Genomic DNA, 18,856 nt, shown 5'->3' on the forward strand with positions numbered 1-18,856 from the left:
ATTTGCAGTGAGTACAGGAAACAGCGTGAACCCGCGACCCGAAGCGGGCCGGACCTTTTCTCCGGGCCCAGGCCTGCTGGTTGGCGCCGCAGCCGCACTGATCGTTCTGGCGCTGCTGGGTTTCGGGCGGCTGGCGGTCGCCGATGCGGCGATCACAATCGGGATGATCGCCATCGCGACCCTCATTACCCTGCGTTTTGGATCGACTCGCCGCCCGGCAGTATACGAAATCGAGATCGTCCCCGGCCTGGGTGCGGAAGCCCGGCGATTCGCCGATATCCTCACCGAGCCGTGCCTTGTCATCAACGAACGCTCGGTTCTCGAATACCTCAATCCCGCTGCGGCGCGGAATTTCCCGCGGGCCCGTCTGGGTGATCCGCTCGCCTTCACCCTGCGCGATCCCGATCTGATCAACGCCATCGACACGGCGATCGCAACCGAGCTGCCGCAAAACAGCACGCTGCATATCGCGGTTCCCAATGACGTTTGGTACCGCGCCTCGGTGGTGCCCTATCGGATGCGCGAACACGATCGTCTGCAAATCGTCATATCTCTTTATGATTTCACCGAGCAGAAGCGCACCGACCGCATGCGCACCGATTTCATCGCCAATGCCAGTCATGAACTGCGCACGCCGCTGACCTCGCTGATCGGATTCATTGAAACGCTGCAAGGCCCGGCTGCAAAAGACGAGGTCGCGCGAACGCGGTTTCTTGGCATCATGCGCGCCCAATCGGAACGCATGTCGGGGCTGATCGATGATCTTTTGTCCCTGTCGCGGCTTGAATTGCGCCAGCACGTCAAACCCACCACCGAGGTCAACCTTAACCTGCTGCTGCGCGAAGTTGCTGAAAGCCTTGAAGCCAAGCTCGAAGGCAATGGTCTTACACTGGATCTGCAACTGCCCACCGAACCATCAATCGTCATCGGCGACCGGCAGGAGCTGTTCGAGGTGGTCGAAAACCTCGCCGACAATGCCATCAAATACGGCGGTGGGGGCGGGCGGATCGAAATCGCTCTGGAGCAGCGCGAAGGCCGGACTGGGCCGCTCCATGCCATTTCGGTCACCGATTTTGGGGCCGGGATCGAGGAGGAGCACGTCCCGCGCCTCACCGAGCGCTTTTACCGGGTCGATGCGGAATCGAGCCGCCGCAAGAAAGGCACCGGGCTGGGACTGGCCATCGTCAAGCACATCGTCTCGCGCCACCATGGCCAGTTGGCCATCCGCTCGAAACCGGGAGAGGGAACACGGGTCGAAATCCTGCTCCCGCGCTGATGCCGAGTCTGTCACATTGCCGTGTCAGAGAGCATTTTCCCCAAGTCCTGTCGAAAATAACCCTTCAATATCAGTGATATGATCCGTCATCGAACTGTCATCGAAGCGACATAGAACCTTCAGTCGTGGGTTCTAGGTTTGCGCCTGTTAGCGATGGGGCCGCACAAGACGGCTCCACCAGACAGGGGCTCAACGCCCGGACGCTTCTGACACGAAGGAAGATCAGAGTCATGAAATCCGCACTTTACGCCAGCGCCGCGCTTGTGGTTGTCGCCGCCCTCGGCACGACCGCTGCCCAGGCCCAGACCCGCGACACCATCCAGATCGCCGGCTCCTCCACTGTGCTGCCTTTCTCCTCGATCGTTGCCGAGGAATTCGGCGCGGTGTTCCCTGAATTCAAGACGCCGGTGGTCGGCTCGGGCGGCACCGGCGGTGGCTTCAGCCAGTTCTGCCAGGGCGTCGGCGCCAACACCATTGACATTGCCAACGCCTCGCGCGCCATCAAGGATGGCGAGCGTGAAGCCTGCAACGCCAATGGCGTCAACGACATCCGCGAAATCCAGTTCGGCTATGATGGCATCGTGTTCGCGCTGTCGGCTGACAAGGAAGATTTCGCTCTTACCCCGGCACACATCTATCAGGCCGTTGCCGCTCAGGTTCCGGTTGATGGTGCGCTGGTCGATAACCCCTATACCAACTGGTCGCAGATCGATGCGTCCTTGCCGGACCAGCCGATTTCGCTCGCCATCCCGGGCACCAATCACGGCACCCGCGAAGTGTTCGACCAGAACGTCGTCGAAGCCGGTTGTGAAGCTGTGGGCCTGCCCGAAGGCGCTGCCGACGATGCCTGCACCACGCTGCGTCAGGACGTCGTCATCGAGATCGCCGGTGATTACACCGAAACCCTCGGTCGTCTCCAGGCCAACCCGGACACGGTCGGCGTCTTCGGTCTGTCGTTCTACGACCAGAACCGCGACACCCTCAAGGTTGCAACCGTCAATGGCATCGAGCCCAATCTCGAAACCATTGCCGCCGGTGAATACCCCGTGTCGCGCCCGCTGTTTTTCTACGTCAAGGGCGAGCACCTCGATACCATTCCGGGTCTGGCTGAATATGTCGAGTTCTTCCTCTCCGATGCCATGATCGGCTCGGGCGGGACGCTTGAAGCTGCCGGTCTGATCCCGCAGCCCGCCGATGTGACCGAAGCCGTCCGCGCCGCGTTCGCCGGTCAGTAATCCCAAACTGCATCTCGGGTCGCGCCTCAACGGCGCGGCCCATGTTCTACCGACCCACTGAACAAGGACCATCCGCTTGAACGCCTTGATGGTTGCAACCCTGTTATTGGCGCTTGTGGCTCTGGCCTATCAGGTCGGTTGGTCGCGCAGCCGCGCTCTTGCTGGAACCGGTCCAAACCGATTTCATTCCCGTTTCCATTATCACGGCATTCTCACCGCGCTTTGGGCACTGGCCCCGGTCGTTCTCGTTCTCGGCCTGTGGGCGCTGTTCGGCGATACCGTCACCAACGCCTATATCCGCTCCTTGCTGCCGCCCGATATCGTCGCTGCTGGTGGGACTGAACTCGCCAACGCTGCCGCGCGGGTGAGGGCCCTCGCATCGGGCTATGGCGTGGTCGGGGAGGTCAGCGATTACGAGGCATCTGCCGGAGATGCCCTGTCGCGGTTTCAGGTGATCGTCACCCTTTTGGTGATTGGTGCGGGGGCTGCCTGCAGCATCGCCGCGCTGCTCTATGCCCGCCGCCGGATCACGCCCCGATTACGCGCCCGCAATGCGGTTGAAAGCGCGATCACCGCGCTGCTGGTCGCCTGTTCCGGCATTGCCATCCTGACCACGGTGGGCATCGTCGCCTCGCTGGTCACCGAAGCCATTCGGTTTTTCACCTTCGTTCACCCCCTCGATTTCTTTCTCGGCACGGTCTGGAACCCGGTGTTTTCCTCGACCGGTGGAGGCAGCGGCAGTTATGGTCTGCTGCCCCTTCTCTGGGGCACATTGATGATCGCGGCCATCGCCATGTTCGTCGCCTTGCCTGTTGGGTTGATGACGGCGATCTATCTCAATCAATACGCTCCGCCCCGCCTGCGCTCCGTGGTCAAGCCGGTGGTCGAAATCCTCGCGGGTATCCCCACCATCGTTTACGGCTTTTTCGCCCTCACCACGGTCGGGCCGTTCCTGAGCGAGATGGGTGCGGCTGTCGGCATCGACATACGCAGCACCAGCGCCCTGACGGCGGGTCTGGTCATGGGCATCATGATCATCCCGTTCATTTCGTCGCTCTCTGACGATATCCTCAACCAGGTGCCCGCGGCGCTGCGGGACGGTTCGTATGGGCTGGGCGCGACCCAATCGGAAACTATCCGCCGGGTGCTGCTGCCGGCCGCCCTGCCGGGCATCGTCGGCGCGTTCCTGCTCGCGGTGTCGCGGGCCATCGGCGAGACCATGATCGTGGTGCTGGCTGCGGGCAACAGCCCGGTGCTGCGCGCCAATCCGTTCGAGCCGACATCGACGGTGACGGTCTCCATCGTCAATCAATTGACCGGCGATACCGATTTCACCGGTCCCCAGTCTCTTGTGGCTTTCGCGCTCGGTCTGACCCTGTTCGCCGTCACTCTGTGCCTGAACGTCGTCGCCCTCTATATTGTCCGCCGCTTCCGGGAGCAGTACGACTGATGTCATCGTCGCCCTCCAATCCGTCACAAGACCAAGCCAGCGCTCGGCGCGCCGTGGTGCGCGCGGGTTTGGCCCGCCGTCATCGCACCGAGCGTGCCTTCCGCTTTGCCGGCCTGCTTGCCGTCATCATGGCCTTGGGCGTCGTCGCATCGCTGTTCGCGACCATTCTGGGCAAGGGTCTGCCGGCCTTCCAGCAGCCCTACATCACCGTCGCCGTCACCTTCGATCCCGAGATCATCGATGTCGGGCCGGAACCGGTGCGTCAGGCCGGCCAGTCGGATGCCGATTTCCGGGCCGCCTCGCTGGCGTGGCAGCGGCAATTGGCGATGCTCAACTGGAACGCCATCATCGAGCACTCCATGCGCGAGCTTGTGCCCGACGGGTTGGAAATCGACACCCGCGCTCTGCTGTCTGTTGTTGAGACCAGCGAGCGCCACCGTGTGCGCGAATTGCTGGTGGCCGATCCCACGCTTCTGGGCCGCACCGTCACTCTCGATCTTCTTGCCTCGGCCAATGTCGACAACTGGCTCAAGGGGTCGATCGACCGCTCGTTGCCCGACGCGCGCCAGCAATTGACCGCTCCGGCCCGCCAGCTCTCCGATCAGCTCTATGCCGATGGCGTCATCCATATGGGCTTTTCCTGGTCGATCCTCACCAATGTCGACAGCCGCGCTGCGCCCGCTTCAGCCGGGCTGGCCGGAGCGTTCATGGGTTCGCTTTATATGATGCTGGTGGTCATCGTGCTGGCGGTGCCTATCGGGGTCGGCAGCGCCATCTATCTCGAAGAGTTCGCCCCCCGCTCGCGTCTCACCGACCTGATTGAGGTCAATATCAACAACCTCGCCGCCGTGCCATCCATAGTGTTCGGCCTGCTCGGTGCTGCCCTGTTCATCAACTATTTCCGCCTGCCACTGTCGGCGCCGCTGGTCGGTGGCCTGGTGCTCACGCTGATGACGCTGCCGACCATCATCATCGCGACCCGCGCCGCGCTCAAGGGCGTGCCGCAATCGCTGCGGCAGGCGGCGCTGGGGCTGGGGGCGTCACGCACCCAGATGGTGTTCCACCACGTCCTGCCCATGACGCTGCCATCGATCCTGACGGCGACCATCATCGGTGTCGCGCAGGCGCTGGGCGAAACGGCTCCTTTGCTGCTGATCGGCATGAACGCGTTCGTCGCGCAAATTCCATCGAGCCCAATCGATCAGGCGACCGCGCTGCCCGCGCAGATTTTCCTCTGGCAGGGCAATGAAAACCGCAATTTCTTTGAAGCGCGGACCTCGGCTGCGATCATGGTGCTGCTGGCCCTGATGATCGCCCTCAACGCAGTGGCCGTATTCCTGCGCACCCGTTTGGAACGCAACAAATGACCACATCCATGCTCACCGGAAGGAGCGCTTCCGACATGTCCGCGACCGTACTGGAAACAGCCACTCCCGTGCACCAGACCGTGCGCACCCCCGATCCCGATGCCCGTCCGGTCCGCCTGCGTGCCGAGGACGTCTCCGTGTTCTACGGAGAAAAGCAGGCCCTGTTCGATGTCTCGATCGACATTCCCGAAAAGTCGGTGTCCGCTCTGATCGGACCCTCGGGCTGCGGCAAGTCCACCTTCCTGCGCTGCATCAATCGCATGAACGACACCATCGAAGGTTGCCGGGTCACCGGGTCGATCCTGCTGGACGGGGAAAGCCTCTACGATCCGGCGCTGGACGTTGTGGAATTGCGCGCGCGCATCGGCATGGTGTTCCAGAAGCCCAACCCGTTTCCCAAATCGATCTTTGAAAATGTCGCCTACGGTCCGCGCATCCACGGGCTGGCCCGCAACAAGACCGACCTTGAGGAAATCGTCGTCACCTCGCTGCAAAAGGCCGGGCTGTACGAGGAGGTCAAAGACCGGCTCAACCAGCCCGGGACCGGGCTTTCCGGCGGCCAGCAACAGCGCCTGTGCATCGCCCGTGCCATTGCCGTTGGCCCCGAAGTGATCCTGATGGACGAGCCATGCTCGGCGCTCGACCCGATCGCCACCGCCATCATCGAGGAATTGATCGATGAATTGCGCGCCAATTACACCATCGTGATTGTCACCCACTCGATGCAGCAGGCGGCCCGCGTCTCGCAAAAGACCGCGTTCTTCCACCTGGGCAGACTGATCGAGGAAGGGCCGACCGAAGAAATTTTCACCAACCCGCGCGAAAAGCGCACCCAGGATTATATCACCGGCCGTATCGGCTAAAACCCGCAAGGTGCGGCGCGAACAGTGGCAGCCGGTTTGAGGCAAGGACACGAAAAACATGCCCAGCAATGATCACATCGTCACATCCTACACCGATGAACTCACTGAGCTGGCGCGCGCCATCTCTGAAATGGGCGGGCTGGTGGAAAAGGCCATCGTCAATGCCACCGACGCGCTGATCCGCTCGGACACCGAACTGGCACTCGCCACCGTCGCCGCCGACAAGAAGGTCGATGCGATGCAGAGCCAGATCGACGAGATGGCGGTATCGATCATCGCCCGCCGCCAGCCCATGGCGCAGGATTTGCGCCTGGTCATCGCCTCGATCCACGTCGCCAACGATCTTGAGAGAATAGGCGACATGGCCAAATCCACGGCCCGCCGCTCAACCCAGATCGAAGGGCTGGCCATGTCGAGCCAGTTCAAGAACGGTCTGCGCCATATGGGCGAACTGGCCCTGCGTCAGGTCAAGCTGGCGCTGGATTCCTTTGCCACGCGTGACAAGGATATGGCGGTAGAGGTCGTTGAGCGCGACACCGAAGTCGATGCGCTTTACGTCTCGCTGTTCCGCGAGCTTCTTACTTACATGATGGAAGATCCGCGCAACATCACCATGTGCACGCACCTGTTGTTCTGCGGCAAGAACCTCGAACGGGTCGGCGACCATTCCACCAATATCGCCGAACAGGCCTATTTCCTCGCTACCGGCAGGCCGCTGACTGCCGATAGCGAGGATTTGAAGCGCGAGCAGATCAAGAGCTAAGCCATGAATCCCAAAGTTCTTGTCGTCGAAGACGAAGCCGATCTGATCGAACTCCTGCGCTATAATCTTGAGGCGAACGATTTCGCGGTCGCAACGGCAGAGGATGCCGAAGAGGCGATGTTGCGGATCGCCGAGGGGGTGCCCGATATCATCCTGCTCGACTGGATGTTGCCCGGCACGTCGGGCATCGAGATTTGCCGCCGCATCCGCGCCCGCCCGGACACGGCCAGCATCCCCATCATCATGCTCACCGCGCGCGGCGAGGAAGAGGAAAAAATCCGCGGTCTGGCGACCGGTGCCGATGACTACGTGGTCAAGCCCTTCTCGCTGCCCGAGTTGATGGCGCGCATCAATGCCCTGTTGCGCCGATCCAACCCCAAGCTGATCGCAGCGGTGCTCAAGGCTGGTGATATCGAGATCGATCGCACCACCCATCGGGTGAGCCGCTCCGGCAAGGAAATCCATCTCGGGCCCACCGAATACCGCTTGCTGGAATATCTCATGGGCAATCCCGGACGCGTTTATTCGCGTGAGCAATTGCTCGATGGCGTGTGGGGAACAGATGTGTATGTCGATGAACGCACCGTTGACGTCCATGTGGGACGCCTGCGCAAAGCCATTAACAAGGGGCGCGCCAAGGACCCGATCCGTACCGTGCGCGGCGCGGGCTATGCCTTCAACGAAAAGTTCATTGTCGATTGAGCTTGCCCGATTGCGCGCCGCTCCTGCGCGCCCACAGTGACGAAAGCGCCAAAATGCGATAAGCCGATGCTCGCCGGAATCCTCCGCCCGCACATCAGGCTGCGGCGGACCGGATAAACTTGACTTGACGGATATAGTTTATGCGCGTTAGGTCCCGGACGTCATCGAAAGCGTTTAGAGCATGTTGCGCAGATTTTTTTCCTATTATGCGCCCTATAAGGGGCTGTTTTTCCTCGATTTCGGCTGCGCGGTCATTGTCGGTCTGCTCGAACTGGGCTTCCCTGTCGTTGTCCAGCTCTATGTGGATTATCTGCTGCCCAGTGAGAACTGGTTCTGGATTCTGGCCGCTGCAGGCGCCTTGCTGGCGGCTTATCTGCTCAACGCGGTGTTGCTCTCCATCGTGAACTATTGGGGCCATGCGCTGGGTGTCGGCATCGAGACCGATATGCGGCGGCAGGCTTTCGATCACCTGCACAAGCTCTCGTTCCGCTATTTCGACAACAAGAAGACCGGCCATCTGATCACCCACGTCACCAAGGACCTGGAGGAGGTTGGCGAGATCGCCCACCACGGGCCCGAGGACGTCTTCATCGCCATCATGACCTTCATTGGCGCTTTCATCATCATGGCGCTGATGAATCTCAAGCTTGCCGCGCTGACCCTGTTCGTCGTCCCGGTCTCGGCGTTCCTCGTCTTCAAGTACGGCAGCGCCATGACGGCAACGTGGAAGAAGCTCTATAGCCGGGTAGGGGACTTCAACGCGCGGATTGAAGAATCCATCGGTGGGGTGCGGGCCGTGCGCGCCTTTGCCAATGAAACCCACGAGCGGCGGATGTTCGAGGGCGACAATCAGAACTATCGCACCACCAAGCTGGCCGCCTACCGGATTATGACGGCCTCGATTTCGATTTCGTATCTTTCAAAAAGTTTCGTGCAGTTGCTGGTCATGCTTGCCGGCACCGCGCTGGTGATCCGGGGTGAGATCACCTATGGCGCGTTTGTCGGCTTTCTGCTGCTGATCAACGTGCTGTTCCGCCCGATCGACAAGATCATCTCGGTTATCGAGAGCTATCCCAAGGGCATCGCTGGCTTCAAGCGGTTCACCGAACTCATCGACACCGAACCCGACATCGTCGACAGCTCCGACGCGCGCAAGGTGTCCGGGCTCAAGGGCGATATCGTTTTTGACCAGGTGCAGTTTTCCTATGCCGCGGACCGCCCAATCCTGCGCGATATTTCCCTCGATATCCGGGCCGGGGAGACGGTGGCGCTGGTCGGGCCCTCGGGCGCGGGCAAGACCACCATCTGCTCGCTGCTGCCGCGCTTTTACGAAATCGACAGCGGTGCAATCACCATCGACGGCATCGATATCCGCGCCATGACCCAGGATTCCCTGCGCAGCCAGATCGGCATTGTGCAGCAGGATGTGTTCATGTTCGGCACCTCCATCCGCGACAACATCGCGTATGGCCGGCTGGGCGCGACCGATGAGGAGATCATGGACGCGGCGCGCAAGGCGCAGTTCGATAGCGTGCTCGCCCAACTCCCGGAAGGTCTCGACACCATGGTCGGAGAGCGCGGGGTCAAGCTGTCGGGCGGGCAGAAGCAGCGCCTGGCGATTGCCCGCATCTTCCTCAAGAACCCGCCCATTCTCATTCTCGATGAGGCAACCTCTGCTCTCGATACAGAAACCGAAATGCAGATCCAGCAGGCGCTGGCGACCTTGTCGGAAGGGCGGACGACATTGGTTATCGCCCACCGCCTGGCGACCATTCGCAATGCTGACCGTATCGTCGTCATCGAGGATGGACGCATTGCCGAACAGGGCAGCCATGACGCGCTGCTCGAAAAGGGCAATGCCTATGCGAGGCTGCACAACGCCCAGTTCGGCGCATGGGCGGCGGAGTGATAGTCAGGTGCGATCGGAATGGGGCGTTTCCCGCGCCGGAAACAGCGCCATTCCAAGCGTCCAGCCCAGCCAGACCGCGCCCATCCAGCCCAGGATCGAGCCGATCCCATACGCCCCGGCCATGCGCCAGTGTCCCTGGGCCAAAAGCGTCATCATTTCGAGGGAAAACAGGGAAAACGTGGTGAAGCCGCCGCAAAACCCGGTGACGAGAAATCCCTCAAGCGTCACCGACGGATTGCGCCGGATCGCCCATGCCGCAATGGCCCCGACCAGCAGCGATCCCGAGATATTGGCCGCCAGTGTACCGGCAAACGGCCAATGGGGCAGCCAGGCGCTGGTCGGAAACGACAGTCCATAACGCGCCAGCGCCCCGGCCATGCCGCCAAGGGCGATCGCTCCGATCAGCCCGATCCGGCTCATGCCAGTCCCATCATCAAGGCAAAACCCGCCGCCGTGGCGCTGATGCACAAGACCATCGAGGCAGCGATATTGAGGATTGCCGCGCCGGCCTTGCCTTCGCGCAACAAGGTCAGCGTCTGCAAGGAAAAGCTCGAAACCGTCGTATAGCTGCCAAGAACTCCGGTGACGAGCAGCAGCCACGGCACCCCGGGCGAACTTGTCGCCCCGCCCGTCGGCAACAGCCATCCGGCCATCATGCCGATGAGGAAACTTCCCGTGAAATTGACCGCGAAGATTCCGAACGTGCCGTGCCCGAGCCGCACTGTCACGCGGCGCGCCACTTCATGGCGCAGCACCGCGCCCACGGCCCCACCCGCCCCGACAGTCACGATAGCAACAACGCCCGACATCATGGCGCGAGTTGAAGCCGATTCCATTGCGCTGTCGAGAGGCATGGGGCGGACCCCATCTTGACTAGGTGCGAACAGGACCTACATAAAGCCGTCTGAGAGGACGACCTCCCCCAATGACGGGTTTTCAGTTCGGGACGGCCCGAGTGCTTGCGCGCAATCGGAAAAGCGATGCTTTCCAACGGCGCGAAAAATCGGGAGATCCGAACATGCGTACTTTCTGGGATCGCGTCCGTCACGCGCTCTGCTTTGAGATCATCGGCCTGCTGCTGGTCATACCGCTTGGCGCACTGGCCTTTTCCAAGCCGCTGGGCGACATCGGCGTCGTTGGCCTCGTCGGGGCAACCCTCGCGACCTTCTGGAATTATTTCTACAATCTGGGCTTTGACCATTTCCACAAGCGGGTAACGGGCACGACGCTCAAATCGCTTCGCATGCGGATATTCCATGCAGTGCTGTTTGAAGCGGGCCTGCTGATCGTCCTGCTGCCGTTCATCGCTTGGTATCTGCAGATTTCCCTGCTCGAAGCGCTGATCATGGATGCAGCCTTCGCGCTGTTCTACCTGGTCTATGCCTATGTCTTCAATCTGGCTTACGATCGGATTTTCCCGCTGCCGGAATGGCGCAAGCCGCAACCGCAGCAGTGAGCAGAGGCCGCATCGCCTGATCCTTGCGAGCCTCCGATACGCCAACAAAAAAGCCCCCGGTCGTAGCGGGGGCTTTTTTCGTATCAAGTCCGATGCTCTAGCGCCGTCTGCGCTCCAGCTGGTGGTAGGCGCGCTTTGAGTGGAACTCGCAATAGGGCTTGTTCTCTTCCGCATCGCGGCCACAGAAGTGGAACTCGCTGCTGACCGGATCGCCGATTGGCCATTTGCAGGTCTTTTCGGTCAACTGCAGCAGCGAAATGCGCTCGGCGACCGGGATGAACAATTCCGCCGGCTGTTCGGCGATCTCCGCCGCCATCTGAGGCTGGATCTCGGGATCGATCTTGAGCGCCGTCGCGCCGATCACCGGCGCCGGATTGCTGCGTCGCTGGCTGACTGCGCTGGCAGCCGTCGAGGCGGTGCCGCGTACGCCGGGCGAACTGGTAGGGCGACGCGGGGCCGCGGGCCGCGGCGTCTTGGCGCGCGATGCGACGCTGGCCGGCTTGGCCCGCGCCGACAATTTCAGTCTGTGAACCTTGCCGATGACGGCGTTTCGGGTCACCCCGCCGCTGAGTTCCGCAGCGATCTGACTTGCGCTGAGCCCTTCCATCCACAGTTTCTTCAGGAGGGCAACGCGCTCATCCGTCCAGGTCATCATTATGCTCCAGGCCGTATTCAAAAAATCAGAGTCAATATGCTCGCGGACAAGCAATGTTGACCGCTGACATACTAACTGTCGTATGATGATGGGGTCCGCCACACGAGATGTCGTGTTCCCAATACCGCCATACTACACGGGCTGCAAAATCGGTTGCAAGGGCCGGGGCCGGACTTTCCCCGGTTTATCCCGTCTGTTCGTCCGCTTGTGCCGCAATTGATGGCGCCTGTTGCACCGAACGCACAGCCTGTGGGCACTCTTGCTCGCCCATCATTGTGGCGCCTATGAGTCAAGGGTGCGGCAGGCCGATTTTACGCCGGTTCAATTGACTTTTATGGCCACCGCCAGCATAAGCAGAACCTGGTAAGCGCGTGCCCGGACAGTCCAGGCGCGCTTTTCGTTTTCGAGGGGCGAAAGTCCCATTCCCGATAGCAACAATAAGGCTGAAATCGAAATGTCTGCTCTCTTTGGCACGTATGCCCGGTCCGAACTCGCCTTCGTGCGGGGCGAAGGCATGCGATTGTTCACAGAGGACGGCACCGCCTATCTCGATTTCGCCTCTGGCATCGCCGTCAATGCCCTCGGCTATGGCGATCAGCACGTGACCGACACCCTCAAGGCCCAGGCCGATAAGGTCTGGCACGTCTCCAATCTCTTCACGATCCCCGAACAGGAAAAGCTGGCCCAGCGGCTGGTCGATGCAACCTTTGCCGATGCGGTGTTCTTCACCAATTCCGGTGCCGAAGCGCTCGAATGCGCCATCAAGACGGCGCGGCGCTATTTCTGGGACAAGGGTGAAAAGCAGCGCATCGATATCATCGGGTTTACCGGCTCGTTCCACGGCCGCACCATCGCCACCCTCGGCGCGGCGGGTAATGCGGCCTACACCGAAGGGTTCGGGCCGATGCCGGGCTACAAGCACGTGCATCCGGGCGATCTGGCCGCCGTCGAAGCCGTCATCGACGGCAACACCGCCGCCATTCTGATCGAGCCGGTGCAGGGCGAGGGCGGTGTCACCGCCTTTTCCGATGCCTATCTCAAGGGCCTGCGCGAGCTGTGCGACAAATACGGCCTGCTGTTGATCTACGACGAAGTGCAGTGCGGCTATGGGCGGACAGGCAAGTTCTTCGCCTATGAGTGGTCCGGCGTTGCCCCCGATATCCTGGCCGTGGCCAAGGCCATCGGAGGCGGTTTTCCGCTGGGCGCGTGCCTCGCCACAGCCGAGGTCGCCAGGGTCATGGTGCCCGGCACCCATGGCTCGACCTATGGCGGAAACCCGCTGGCTTGCGCCGTGGGCAATGCAGTGCTGGACCGCATCCTGGCACCGGGCTTCATCGAGCATGTCGAACAGATGGGCAAGCTGCTGGCCTATGAACTCCAGCAGCTCATGCAGAAATACCCCGGTTACATCACCGATGTGCGTGGCAAGGGATTGCTGGCCGGGATCAAGATCACCCCGCCGGTGCGGGCCTTCGTCGAGCGCCTCCGCGATCACAAGCTGCTGACCGTTGCGGCGGGCGACAATGTGTTGCGCCTGCTGCCGCCGCTCATCGCCACCGAGGCCGATATCCGGGAGGCGACCGGCATCCTTGCCGCCGCATTCGCCGAACTGGATGCCGAAGCTTCCAGCGCCGCGCAATAATCAAGGCTGCGGGCCCTTTTTCCCTTTTCAGGACATTCCGACATGACCGCGAGACATTTTCTCGATCTCAAGGATTTTTCCACCGACCAGTTGCGGGGCATTCTCGATCTTGCCCATGAGCTCAAAAAGCGCCTGAAAGCCGGGGAACGCCCAAGGTTGCTTGAGGACAAGGTCCTCGCCATGATCTTCGAGCGCCAGTCGACCCGGACCCGGGTTTCCTTTGACGTCGGCATGCGCCAGCTTGGTGGTGAAACCCTGATGCTCACCGGCCAGGAAATGCAGCTGGCCCGTGAGGAGACCATTGAAGACACCGCGCGGGTGATGAGCCGTTTTGTCGATGCCATCATGATCCGCATCCTCAGCCATGATGATCTGCTCGATCTGGCGGGGGCGTCTTCCGTGCCGGTGATCAATGGGCTGACCCGGCGCTCGCACCCCTGTCAGGTGATGGCCGACATCATGACGTTCGAGGAACATCGCGGGTCGCTGGCGGGCAAGAAGGTCGCCTGGATCGGGGATTCCAACAATGTGCTGGCATCGTGGGTTCATGCCACGGCGCTGTTTGGCAACACCCTGGCCATCGCGTGCCCCAAGCAATACTGGCCCGATCAGGGGCTGCTGTCCGACATCGCGGAAGTGGGCGAACCGGTAAGCCTTGGCACCGATCCGCACAAGGCGGCAGCGGATGCCGACCTGATCCTGACCGACACCTGGGTGTCGATGGGCGATACCGATGAGGGCGAGCGTCGCCGCATCTTGAAACCCTATCAGGTCAACACCAGATTGATGGCCGGCGCCGCAGCGGATGCAGTGTTCATGCATTGCCTGCCGGCGCATCGCGGCGATGAGGTCACCGATGAGGTGATCGACGGGCCGCAATCGGTCGTTTTCGACGAAGCTGAAAACCGCCTGCACATCCAGAAAGCGATACTCTGCTGGGCCTTCGGGATCGATACTCTCTAGGCGCTTCCCAGGCTCGCTGCCGTGCTGGACTGCAAGGCACCAGAAAAAGTTAGGACATGGGATGAGCGTAAGCTCCCTCGAACAGTTCGGGCTCGACAGAGCCGAGAGCGGGGACGATGTTGCCGTTCCCTTCACGCTGGAAAATCTCGACAGCCGCGGGCGCGTGGTGCGCCTTGGCTCGGCGCTTGATGTCATTATTTCCCGTCACAATTACCCCGAACCGGTCGCACGTCTTCTGGGCGAGGCGACGACGCTTGCCGCTCTGATCGGGTCGTCGCTCAAATTTGAAGGGCGCTTCATCCTGCAGACGCGGACTGACGGGCCGGTCAGCCTTCTGGTGGTCGATTTCGACACGCCGGACGGGCTGCGGGCCTATGCCCGCTTTGATGAAAAGGCCCTGGACGAGGCGGTAAAGGCCGGGCGCACCCGCCCCGAAGACCTTCTGGGCAAGGGCATCCTCGCGCTGACCGTCGATCAGGGCGTCCACACCGAGCGTTATCAGGGGATCGTCTCGCTCGATGGTGAAAGCCTCGAAGACGTCGCGCACACCTATTTCTTCCAATCCGAACAGATTCCCACACGGGTGCGGTTGGCGGTTGCCGAGCATTCCGAACGGGGCGGCGCACGGCCGGTGTGGCGCGCGGGCGGTGTGCTGGTTCAGCATCTGCCGGAACACGGCCAGTCGCGGATGCCCGATCTGCCGGGCGATGGTGATTTCGACAATGACGAGAGCGCCGACAGCGATTTCGCCGAGGACAATGGCTGGACCGAGGCGAAAATTCTGCTCGACAGCCTCAGCGACGCCGAACTGGTCGATCCCGACCTGTCATCGGAGCGCATCCTGTTTCGGCTCTACCACGAGACCGGCGTACGCATGTTCGAGCCCCAGCACCTGGTCGAGCGCTGCACCTGCACGCCCGAGCGGGTCGAACAGATGATCTACGATTTCGGCCCCGACGAACGCGCCGAAATGGTGGTCGATGGCCAGATCGAAGTCGTCTGCGAATTCTGCTCGACCCACTACCACTTCAACCCCAATCAGTTCTAAGACGGGGCGCCTTACAGCCTTCCGCATCCTATTCCTCAAGGGGAGAGAATGTTGGCGCAAGCGCTCCCACCCGAGCCCCCCTCTCCCCCTGCGCCGGGGGTGAGGGGGGGCTCTGAGGTGAAGCGACCCCAACAGGTCGAAGCCAACCCCAACGGGTCATCCCGGACTTGATCCGGGATCCAGTACACGGCAGCGGTGAGGAAAGACCACCAGCCCTGCCGATTACCGGTTCCCGGGTCTTCGCCTGGGATTAAAGGCGCGGACGGGGAGTGTTCGGCTTCCCCTCCTCATCCGCCCCATCGACCAGGATCACTCCCTTGCCAGCGCCTCGACAGGATCGAGTCGGGCCGCTGAACGCGCTGGCATGAAGCCGAAGACAATCCCGATCATCGATGAGGACAGGAAGGCCGCCACGATTGTGGGCATCGAATACGCCAGTCGCGCATCGGGCATGATCAGGGTCAGCCCCTGACCGAAGGCGAACGATAGCGCCACTCCGGCCAATCCGCCCACGAGGCACACGAGCACCGCTTCGATGAGGAACTGCCGCATGATGTCGGAGCGCCTTGCCCCCACCGCCATGCGAACGCCGATTTCCTTGGTCCGCTCCGAGACCGAAACCAGCATGATGTTCATCACGCCGATGCCCCCGACCACCAGCGAGATCACCGCGATCATCGAGATCAGCAGGGTCAGCGTCCGGCTCGTGCTCTGGATCGTTTCGCGGATGGTGTCGGTGTTTTGCAGGGTGAAGTCGATGCTGCCATGCCGTGTGCCCAGCAGCGAGGTGATGTGCTGTTCGGCTTCGGCAAGGTCGGCGCCATCGGCGATGCGGACGGCGATCGAGCCGAGGTGACGCTGGCCGAGCAGGCGCGCCATGGCGGTTGAATACGGCACCCAGACATTGAGGGAGTTACCGAACCCAAAACCCATGCTCTGGTCTTCGACGACCCCGATCACCCGCACGGGGACATTGCCCAGAATGATCACTTCGCCCAGCGCTGCGGACGCCGTGCCGAACAGGGTCTGCGCCGCCGTTTCATCGATCACCGCTTCCTGACTGCGCTCCTCGATGCCCTCCTGGCTGAAGGATACGCCCGAGATGAAAGTGCGCCCTCCGACACGGAAAAAGTCCGGGCCGACGCCGTTGACCGAGGCATTGGCGCTGACATTGCGATAGCGCGCCGGTTGGTTGGTCGACACCTGCGGCGAAACACTGTCGGCAAAATCTTCCGCCGCCAAGGCTGCCGCGTCGGCGGGAACCAGCGTCTGGATATTGCCCGCCCGCCGGTCTGCGGCGCTCGTGCCGGGATAGATGTTGATGGTGCTGGTGCCGATGGCGGAAATGTTTTCGAGCACCTGTTCCTGGCTGCCCTGGCCCAACGCCACCACCGACACCACCGACGCGATGCCGATGATGATGCCGAGCATGGTGAGAAAGGTGCGCAGCCGGTGCGCGCCCATCGCCCGCAGCGCCATGAACAGCGCCTCGCGGAACCGGTCGATGCCGCCCCACCACACCGGTGTGCGGCGCAACGCTGGCTCTTGTGCGTCGGCAGCTGCCTTCGGTGTGGGCTTCCCGGTATCGGAAATGATCACCCCGTCGCTGATTTCCACCACCCGCTGACATTGCGCGGCGATGGCGGGATCATGGGTGACGATGATGATCGTATGGCCTTCGCCATGCAACTCGCGCAGCAGCGCCATCAATTCCTTGCCCGAGCGCGAATCCAGCGCGCCGGTCGGCTCATCGGCCAGAATGACCTCGCCGCCATTCATCAGCGCGCGCGCCACGGAAACCCGCTGCTGCTGCCCCCCGGAAAGTTCTGATGGGCGATGCGATAGCCGCTCTTCCAGCCCCAGCCGCGTCAGCAATTCCGCCGCCCGCTCGCGTCGGGGCTTGCGCGCCGCACCGGCATATACCGCAGGGATTTCGACGTTCTCGACAGCATCGAGTTCGGTCAGCAATTGGTAGCGCTGGAAGATGAAGCCGAAATGCTCGCGGCGCAATTCCGCCAGCCCGTCCGGCGACAGCTTGCGCACGTCGCGACCGTTGAAGGTGAAGCTGCCCGTCCAGCCATCGTCGAGACAGCCCAGAACGTTCATCAGCGTGGATTTGCCCGAGCCCGACTGGCCGATGATCGCCACCATCTCGCCAGCGTGGATATCGAGATCGACATCCTTGAGCACCGCGAGGGTTTCATCGCCCGCGCTGTATTCCCGCCGCAGCCTGCGGATCGAGATGATCGGATCGGTCATCTGAAGAGCCCCGGCCCGCCCATCATCGCGCGCGGACCGCCGCCTCCGCCGCCGCCCGGGCCGCCGGACAGGAACGTTCCCCCGCTGCCATCGACGATCAACTCGCCCTCGGTCAACCCGTCAGTGATTTCGGCGAGCACGTTGTTGTTGAGCCCCACGCTCACCGGACGCTGCTCGATGGCGCCCGATTGCGGATCGTAGATACGAACCACGTGGCCCTGTGGCCCTCGGCTGGCCAGCGCCGAAGAGGGAACCACCAGCACGTCCTCTGCCTCTTCGAGCACGATGGTCACTTCCGCTGTCATCGAAATGCGCAGCTTGTGCTCGGGATTGGGCACGGTGAAGCGCCCGTTGTAATAGACGGCTGAAGAACTGGCTGCGGTGCCCGAAGAAATCGATTCCGGGGCGGGCTCGACATCGAGCAGCGTGGCCCCGATCTCGACGTCGGGCTCGCCAAGGATGGTGAAATACACCCGTTGCCCCGGCGACACCCGCGGCACGTCCGCTTCGGAAATCTCGGCCTTGACGATCATGGTATCGAGATTGGCGATTTTGATCAGGGTCGGCGCGTCCGAATTGGCGTTGACCGTCTGGCCTTCCTCGACCATCACCGCGACCACCGTTCCGTCCGATGGCGCGGTGATGCGGGTGCGGTCGAGATTGAGGTTTGCCGATTGCACGCTGATCCGCGCTTGCAGGATCTGCGCTTCGAACTGCTCCACCTGCGCCTGCGCCACTTCGGCGGAGATTTCGGCAGCTTCGAGTTCCGAAGCCGAAATCAGGTTCTGGTCCCGCAATTGGCGCGAGCGGTTGAGGGTCTGTTCGGCCTGCCGCGCATTGGCTTCCTGAATGCGCTTTTGCGCCTCGGCGCTGGCCAGCGCCGCCTCTGCGGCCAGCACGGTGTTTTCCTGCTCAAGGGAATCGATCTCGGCAATCAGGTCGCCGCGTTTGATGGTTTCGCCCAGCTCCACATGCAGCGCGTTGATGCGCCCGGAAACCTCGGCGCCCACATTGACCAGCGAGCTGGCTTCGAGAATGCCGGTGGCCAGAACGGTCTGTTCCACAGAGGCGCGGCGAACTGGGGTCGTGCGCGGTTCGGCGGCGGGGGCGGGCGCGGAAAAATACTGCCAGGCCAGATAACCCAGGCCGACCACGGCAACCACGACGATGAGGCGAATAACGAGTTTCAAGGGGGCATCCGGTTGTTGAACGGGTAAAACGCGCCCGGTGCGCGGGCGATGCAAATTCATCGCGACCATAGTGTGGAC

General features: G+C 62.0%; 17 protein-coding genes. 12 read left to right on the plus strand and 5 right to left on the minus strand.

Annotation, left to right across the window (positions count from 1 at the left end; all coding sequences use genetic code 11):
• Nucleotides 1-25 precede the first annotated feature (25 nt).
• From VNS12_RS12890 to VNS12_RS12925, 8 genes are all read left to right on the plus strand, one after another.
• On the plus strand, nt 26-1,276 hold the full coding sequence (locus VNS12_RS12890) for a sensor histidine kinase (RefSeq protein WP_325488249.1): 1,251 nt from the start codon (nt 26-28) through the stop codon (nt 1,274-1,276).
• A 230-nt stretch (nt 1,277-1,506) separates the two neighbouring features.
• Nucleotides 1,507-2,511: a substrate-binding domain-containing protein gene (locus VNS12_RS12895; protein ID WP_325488250.1), complete on the plus strand. Its 1,005-nt coding sequence runs from the start codon at nt 1,507-1,509 to the stop codon at nt 2,509-2,511.
• Nucleotides 2,512-2,599: 88 nt separating this feature from the next.
• Nucleotides 2,600-3,961, plus strand: a complete 1,362-nt coding sequence (pstC, locus tag VNS12_RS12900; protein WP_414693124.1) for a phosphate ABC transporter permease subunit PstC — start codon at nt 2,600-2,602, stop codon at nt 3,959-3,961.
• Nucleotides 3,961-5,328, plus strand: coding sequence for a phosphate ABC transporter permease PstA (gene pstA / locus VNS12_RS12905; protein ID WP_325488252.1), 1,368 nt, complete (start codon nt 3,961-3,963; stop codon nt 5,326-5,328). Before pstC ends, pstA begins: the two co-directional genes overlap by 1 nt.
• A 35-nt stretch (nt 5,329-5,363) precedes the next feature.
• Nucleotides 5,364-6,191, plus strand: coding sequence for a phosphate ABC transporter ATP-binding protein PstB (pstB, locus tag VNS12_RS12910; protein ID WP_325488253.1), 828 nt, complete (start codon nt 5,364-5,366; stop codon nt 6,189-6,191).
• 58 nt (nt 6,192-6,249) lie between these two features.
• The gene (phoU, locus tag VNS12_RS12915) at nt 6,250-6,954 is read left to right on the plus strand and encodes a phosphate signaling complex protein PhoU (protein ID WP_325488254.1); all 705 of its coding nucleotides are present in this window, start codon (nt 6,250-6,252) and stop codon (nt 6,952-6,954) included.
• 3 nt (nt 6,955-6,957) lie between these two features.
• Entirely contained in the window at nt 6,958-7,656 is a 699-nt protein-coding gene (gene phoB / locus VNS12_RS12920; protein WP_325488255.1) for a phosphate regulon transcriptional regulator PhoB, read from the plus strand.
• 181 nt (nt 7,657-7,837) lie between these two features.
• The gene (locus VNS12_RS12925; protein ID WP_325488256.1) at nt 7,838-9,565 is read left to right on the plus strand and encodes an ABC transporter ATP-binding protein; all 1,728 of its coding nucleotides are present in this window, start codon (nt 7,838-7,840) and stop codon (nt 9,563-9,565) included.
• 3 nt (nt 9,566-9,568) lie between these two features.
• On the opposite strand, the gene VNS12_RS12930 is transcribed toward VNS12_RS12925, so the two are convergent.
• The gene (locus VNS12_RS12930; protein ID WP_325488257.1) at nt 9,569-9,985 is read right to left on the minus strand and encodes a fluoride efflux transporter FluC; all 417 of its coding nucleotides are present in this window, start codon (nt 9,983-9,985) and stop codon (nt 9,569-9,571) included.
• Entirely contained in the window at nt 9,982-10,419 is a 438-nt protein-coding gene (locus tag VNS12_RS12935; RefSeq protein ID WP_325488258.1) for a fluoride efflux transporter FluC, read from the minus strand. The genes VNS12_RS12930 and VNS12_RS12935 overlap by 4 nt, the downstream gene beginning before the upstream one ends.
• A gap of 164 nt (nt 10,420-10,583) precedes the next feature.
• Between VNS12_RS12935 and VNS12_RS12940 the strand changes: the two genes are divergently transcribed.
• Nucleotides 10,584-11,021 (plus strand): PACE efflux transporter, encoded by a 438-nt coding sequence (locus tag VNS12_RS12940; RefSeq protein ID WP_325488259.1) that lies wholly within the window; start codon nt 10,584-10,586, stop codon nt 11,019-11,021.
• A 97-nt stretch (nt 11,022-11,118) separates the two neighbouring features.
• Here the strand turns inward: VNS12_RS12940 and VNS12_RS12945 are convergent, their stop codons facing one another.
• Nucleotides 11,119-11,673: a GcrA family cell cycle regulator gene (locus tag VNS12_RS12945; RefSeq protein WP_325488528.1), complete on the minus strand. Its 555-nt coding sequence runs from the start codon at nt 11,671-11,673 to the stop codon at nt 11,119-11,121.
• Between the two features lie 457 nt (nt 11,674-12,130).
• On the opposite strand from VNS12_RS12945, the gene VNS12_RS12950 reads away from it, so the two are divergent.
• The 3 genes from VNS12_RS12950 (at nt 12,131) to VNS12_RS12960 (ending at nt 15,329) form a co-directional block, all read left to right on the plus strand.
• Nucleotides 12,131-13,318: an aspartate aminotransferase family protein gene (locus VNS12_RS12950; RefSeq protein ID WP_325488260.1), complete on the plus strand. Its 1,188-nt coding sequence runs from the start codon at nt 12,131-12,133 to the stop codon at nt 13,316-13,318.
• A 42-nt stretch (nt 13,319-13,360) separates the two neighbouring features.
• Nucleotides 13,361-14,281, plus strand: a complete 921-nt coding sequence (gene argF / locus VNS12_RS12955; RefSeq protein WP_325488261.1) for an ornithine carbamoyltransferase — start codon at nt 13,361-13,363, stop codon at nt 14,279-14,281.
• A gap of 61 nt (nt 14,282-14,342) precedes the next feature.
• Nucleotides 14,343-15,329, plus strand: a complete 987-nt coding sequence (locus VNS12_RS12960) for an Hsp33 family molecular chaperone (protein ID WP_325488262.1) — start codon at nt 14,343-14,345, stop codon at nt 15,327-15,329.
• A 309-nt stretch (nt 15,330-15,638) separates the two neighbouring features.
• Here VNS12_RS12960 and VNS12_RS12965 read toward each other — a convergent pair whose 3' ends face one another.
• Both VNS12_RS12965 and VNS12_RS12970 read right to left on the minus strand, forming a co-directional pair.
• Nucleotides 15,639-17,588 (minus strand): MacB family efflux pump subunit, encoded by a 1,950-nt coding sequence (locus VNS12_RS12965; protein WP_325488263.1) that lies wholly within the window; start codon nt 17,586-17,588, stop codon nt 15,639-15,641.
• The gene (locus VNS12_RS12970) at nt 17,585-18,778 is read right to left on the minus strand and encodes an efflux RND transporter periplasmic adaptor subunit (protein WP_325488264.1); all 1,194 of its coding nucleotides are present in this window, start codon (nt 18,776-18,778) and stop codon (nt 17,585-17,587) included. Before VNS12_RS12970 ends, VNS12_RS12965 begins: the two co-directional genes overlap by 4 nt.
• Between the last annotated feature and the right edge of the window lie 78 nt (nt 18,779-18,856).

The organism is Pelagibacterium sp. (genome assembly GCF_035555455.1).
Lineage (GTDB): Bacteria > Pseudomonadota > Alphaproteobacteria > Rhizobiales > Devosiaceae > Pelagibacterium.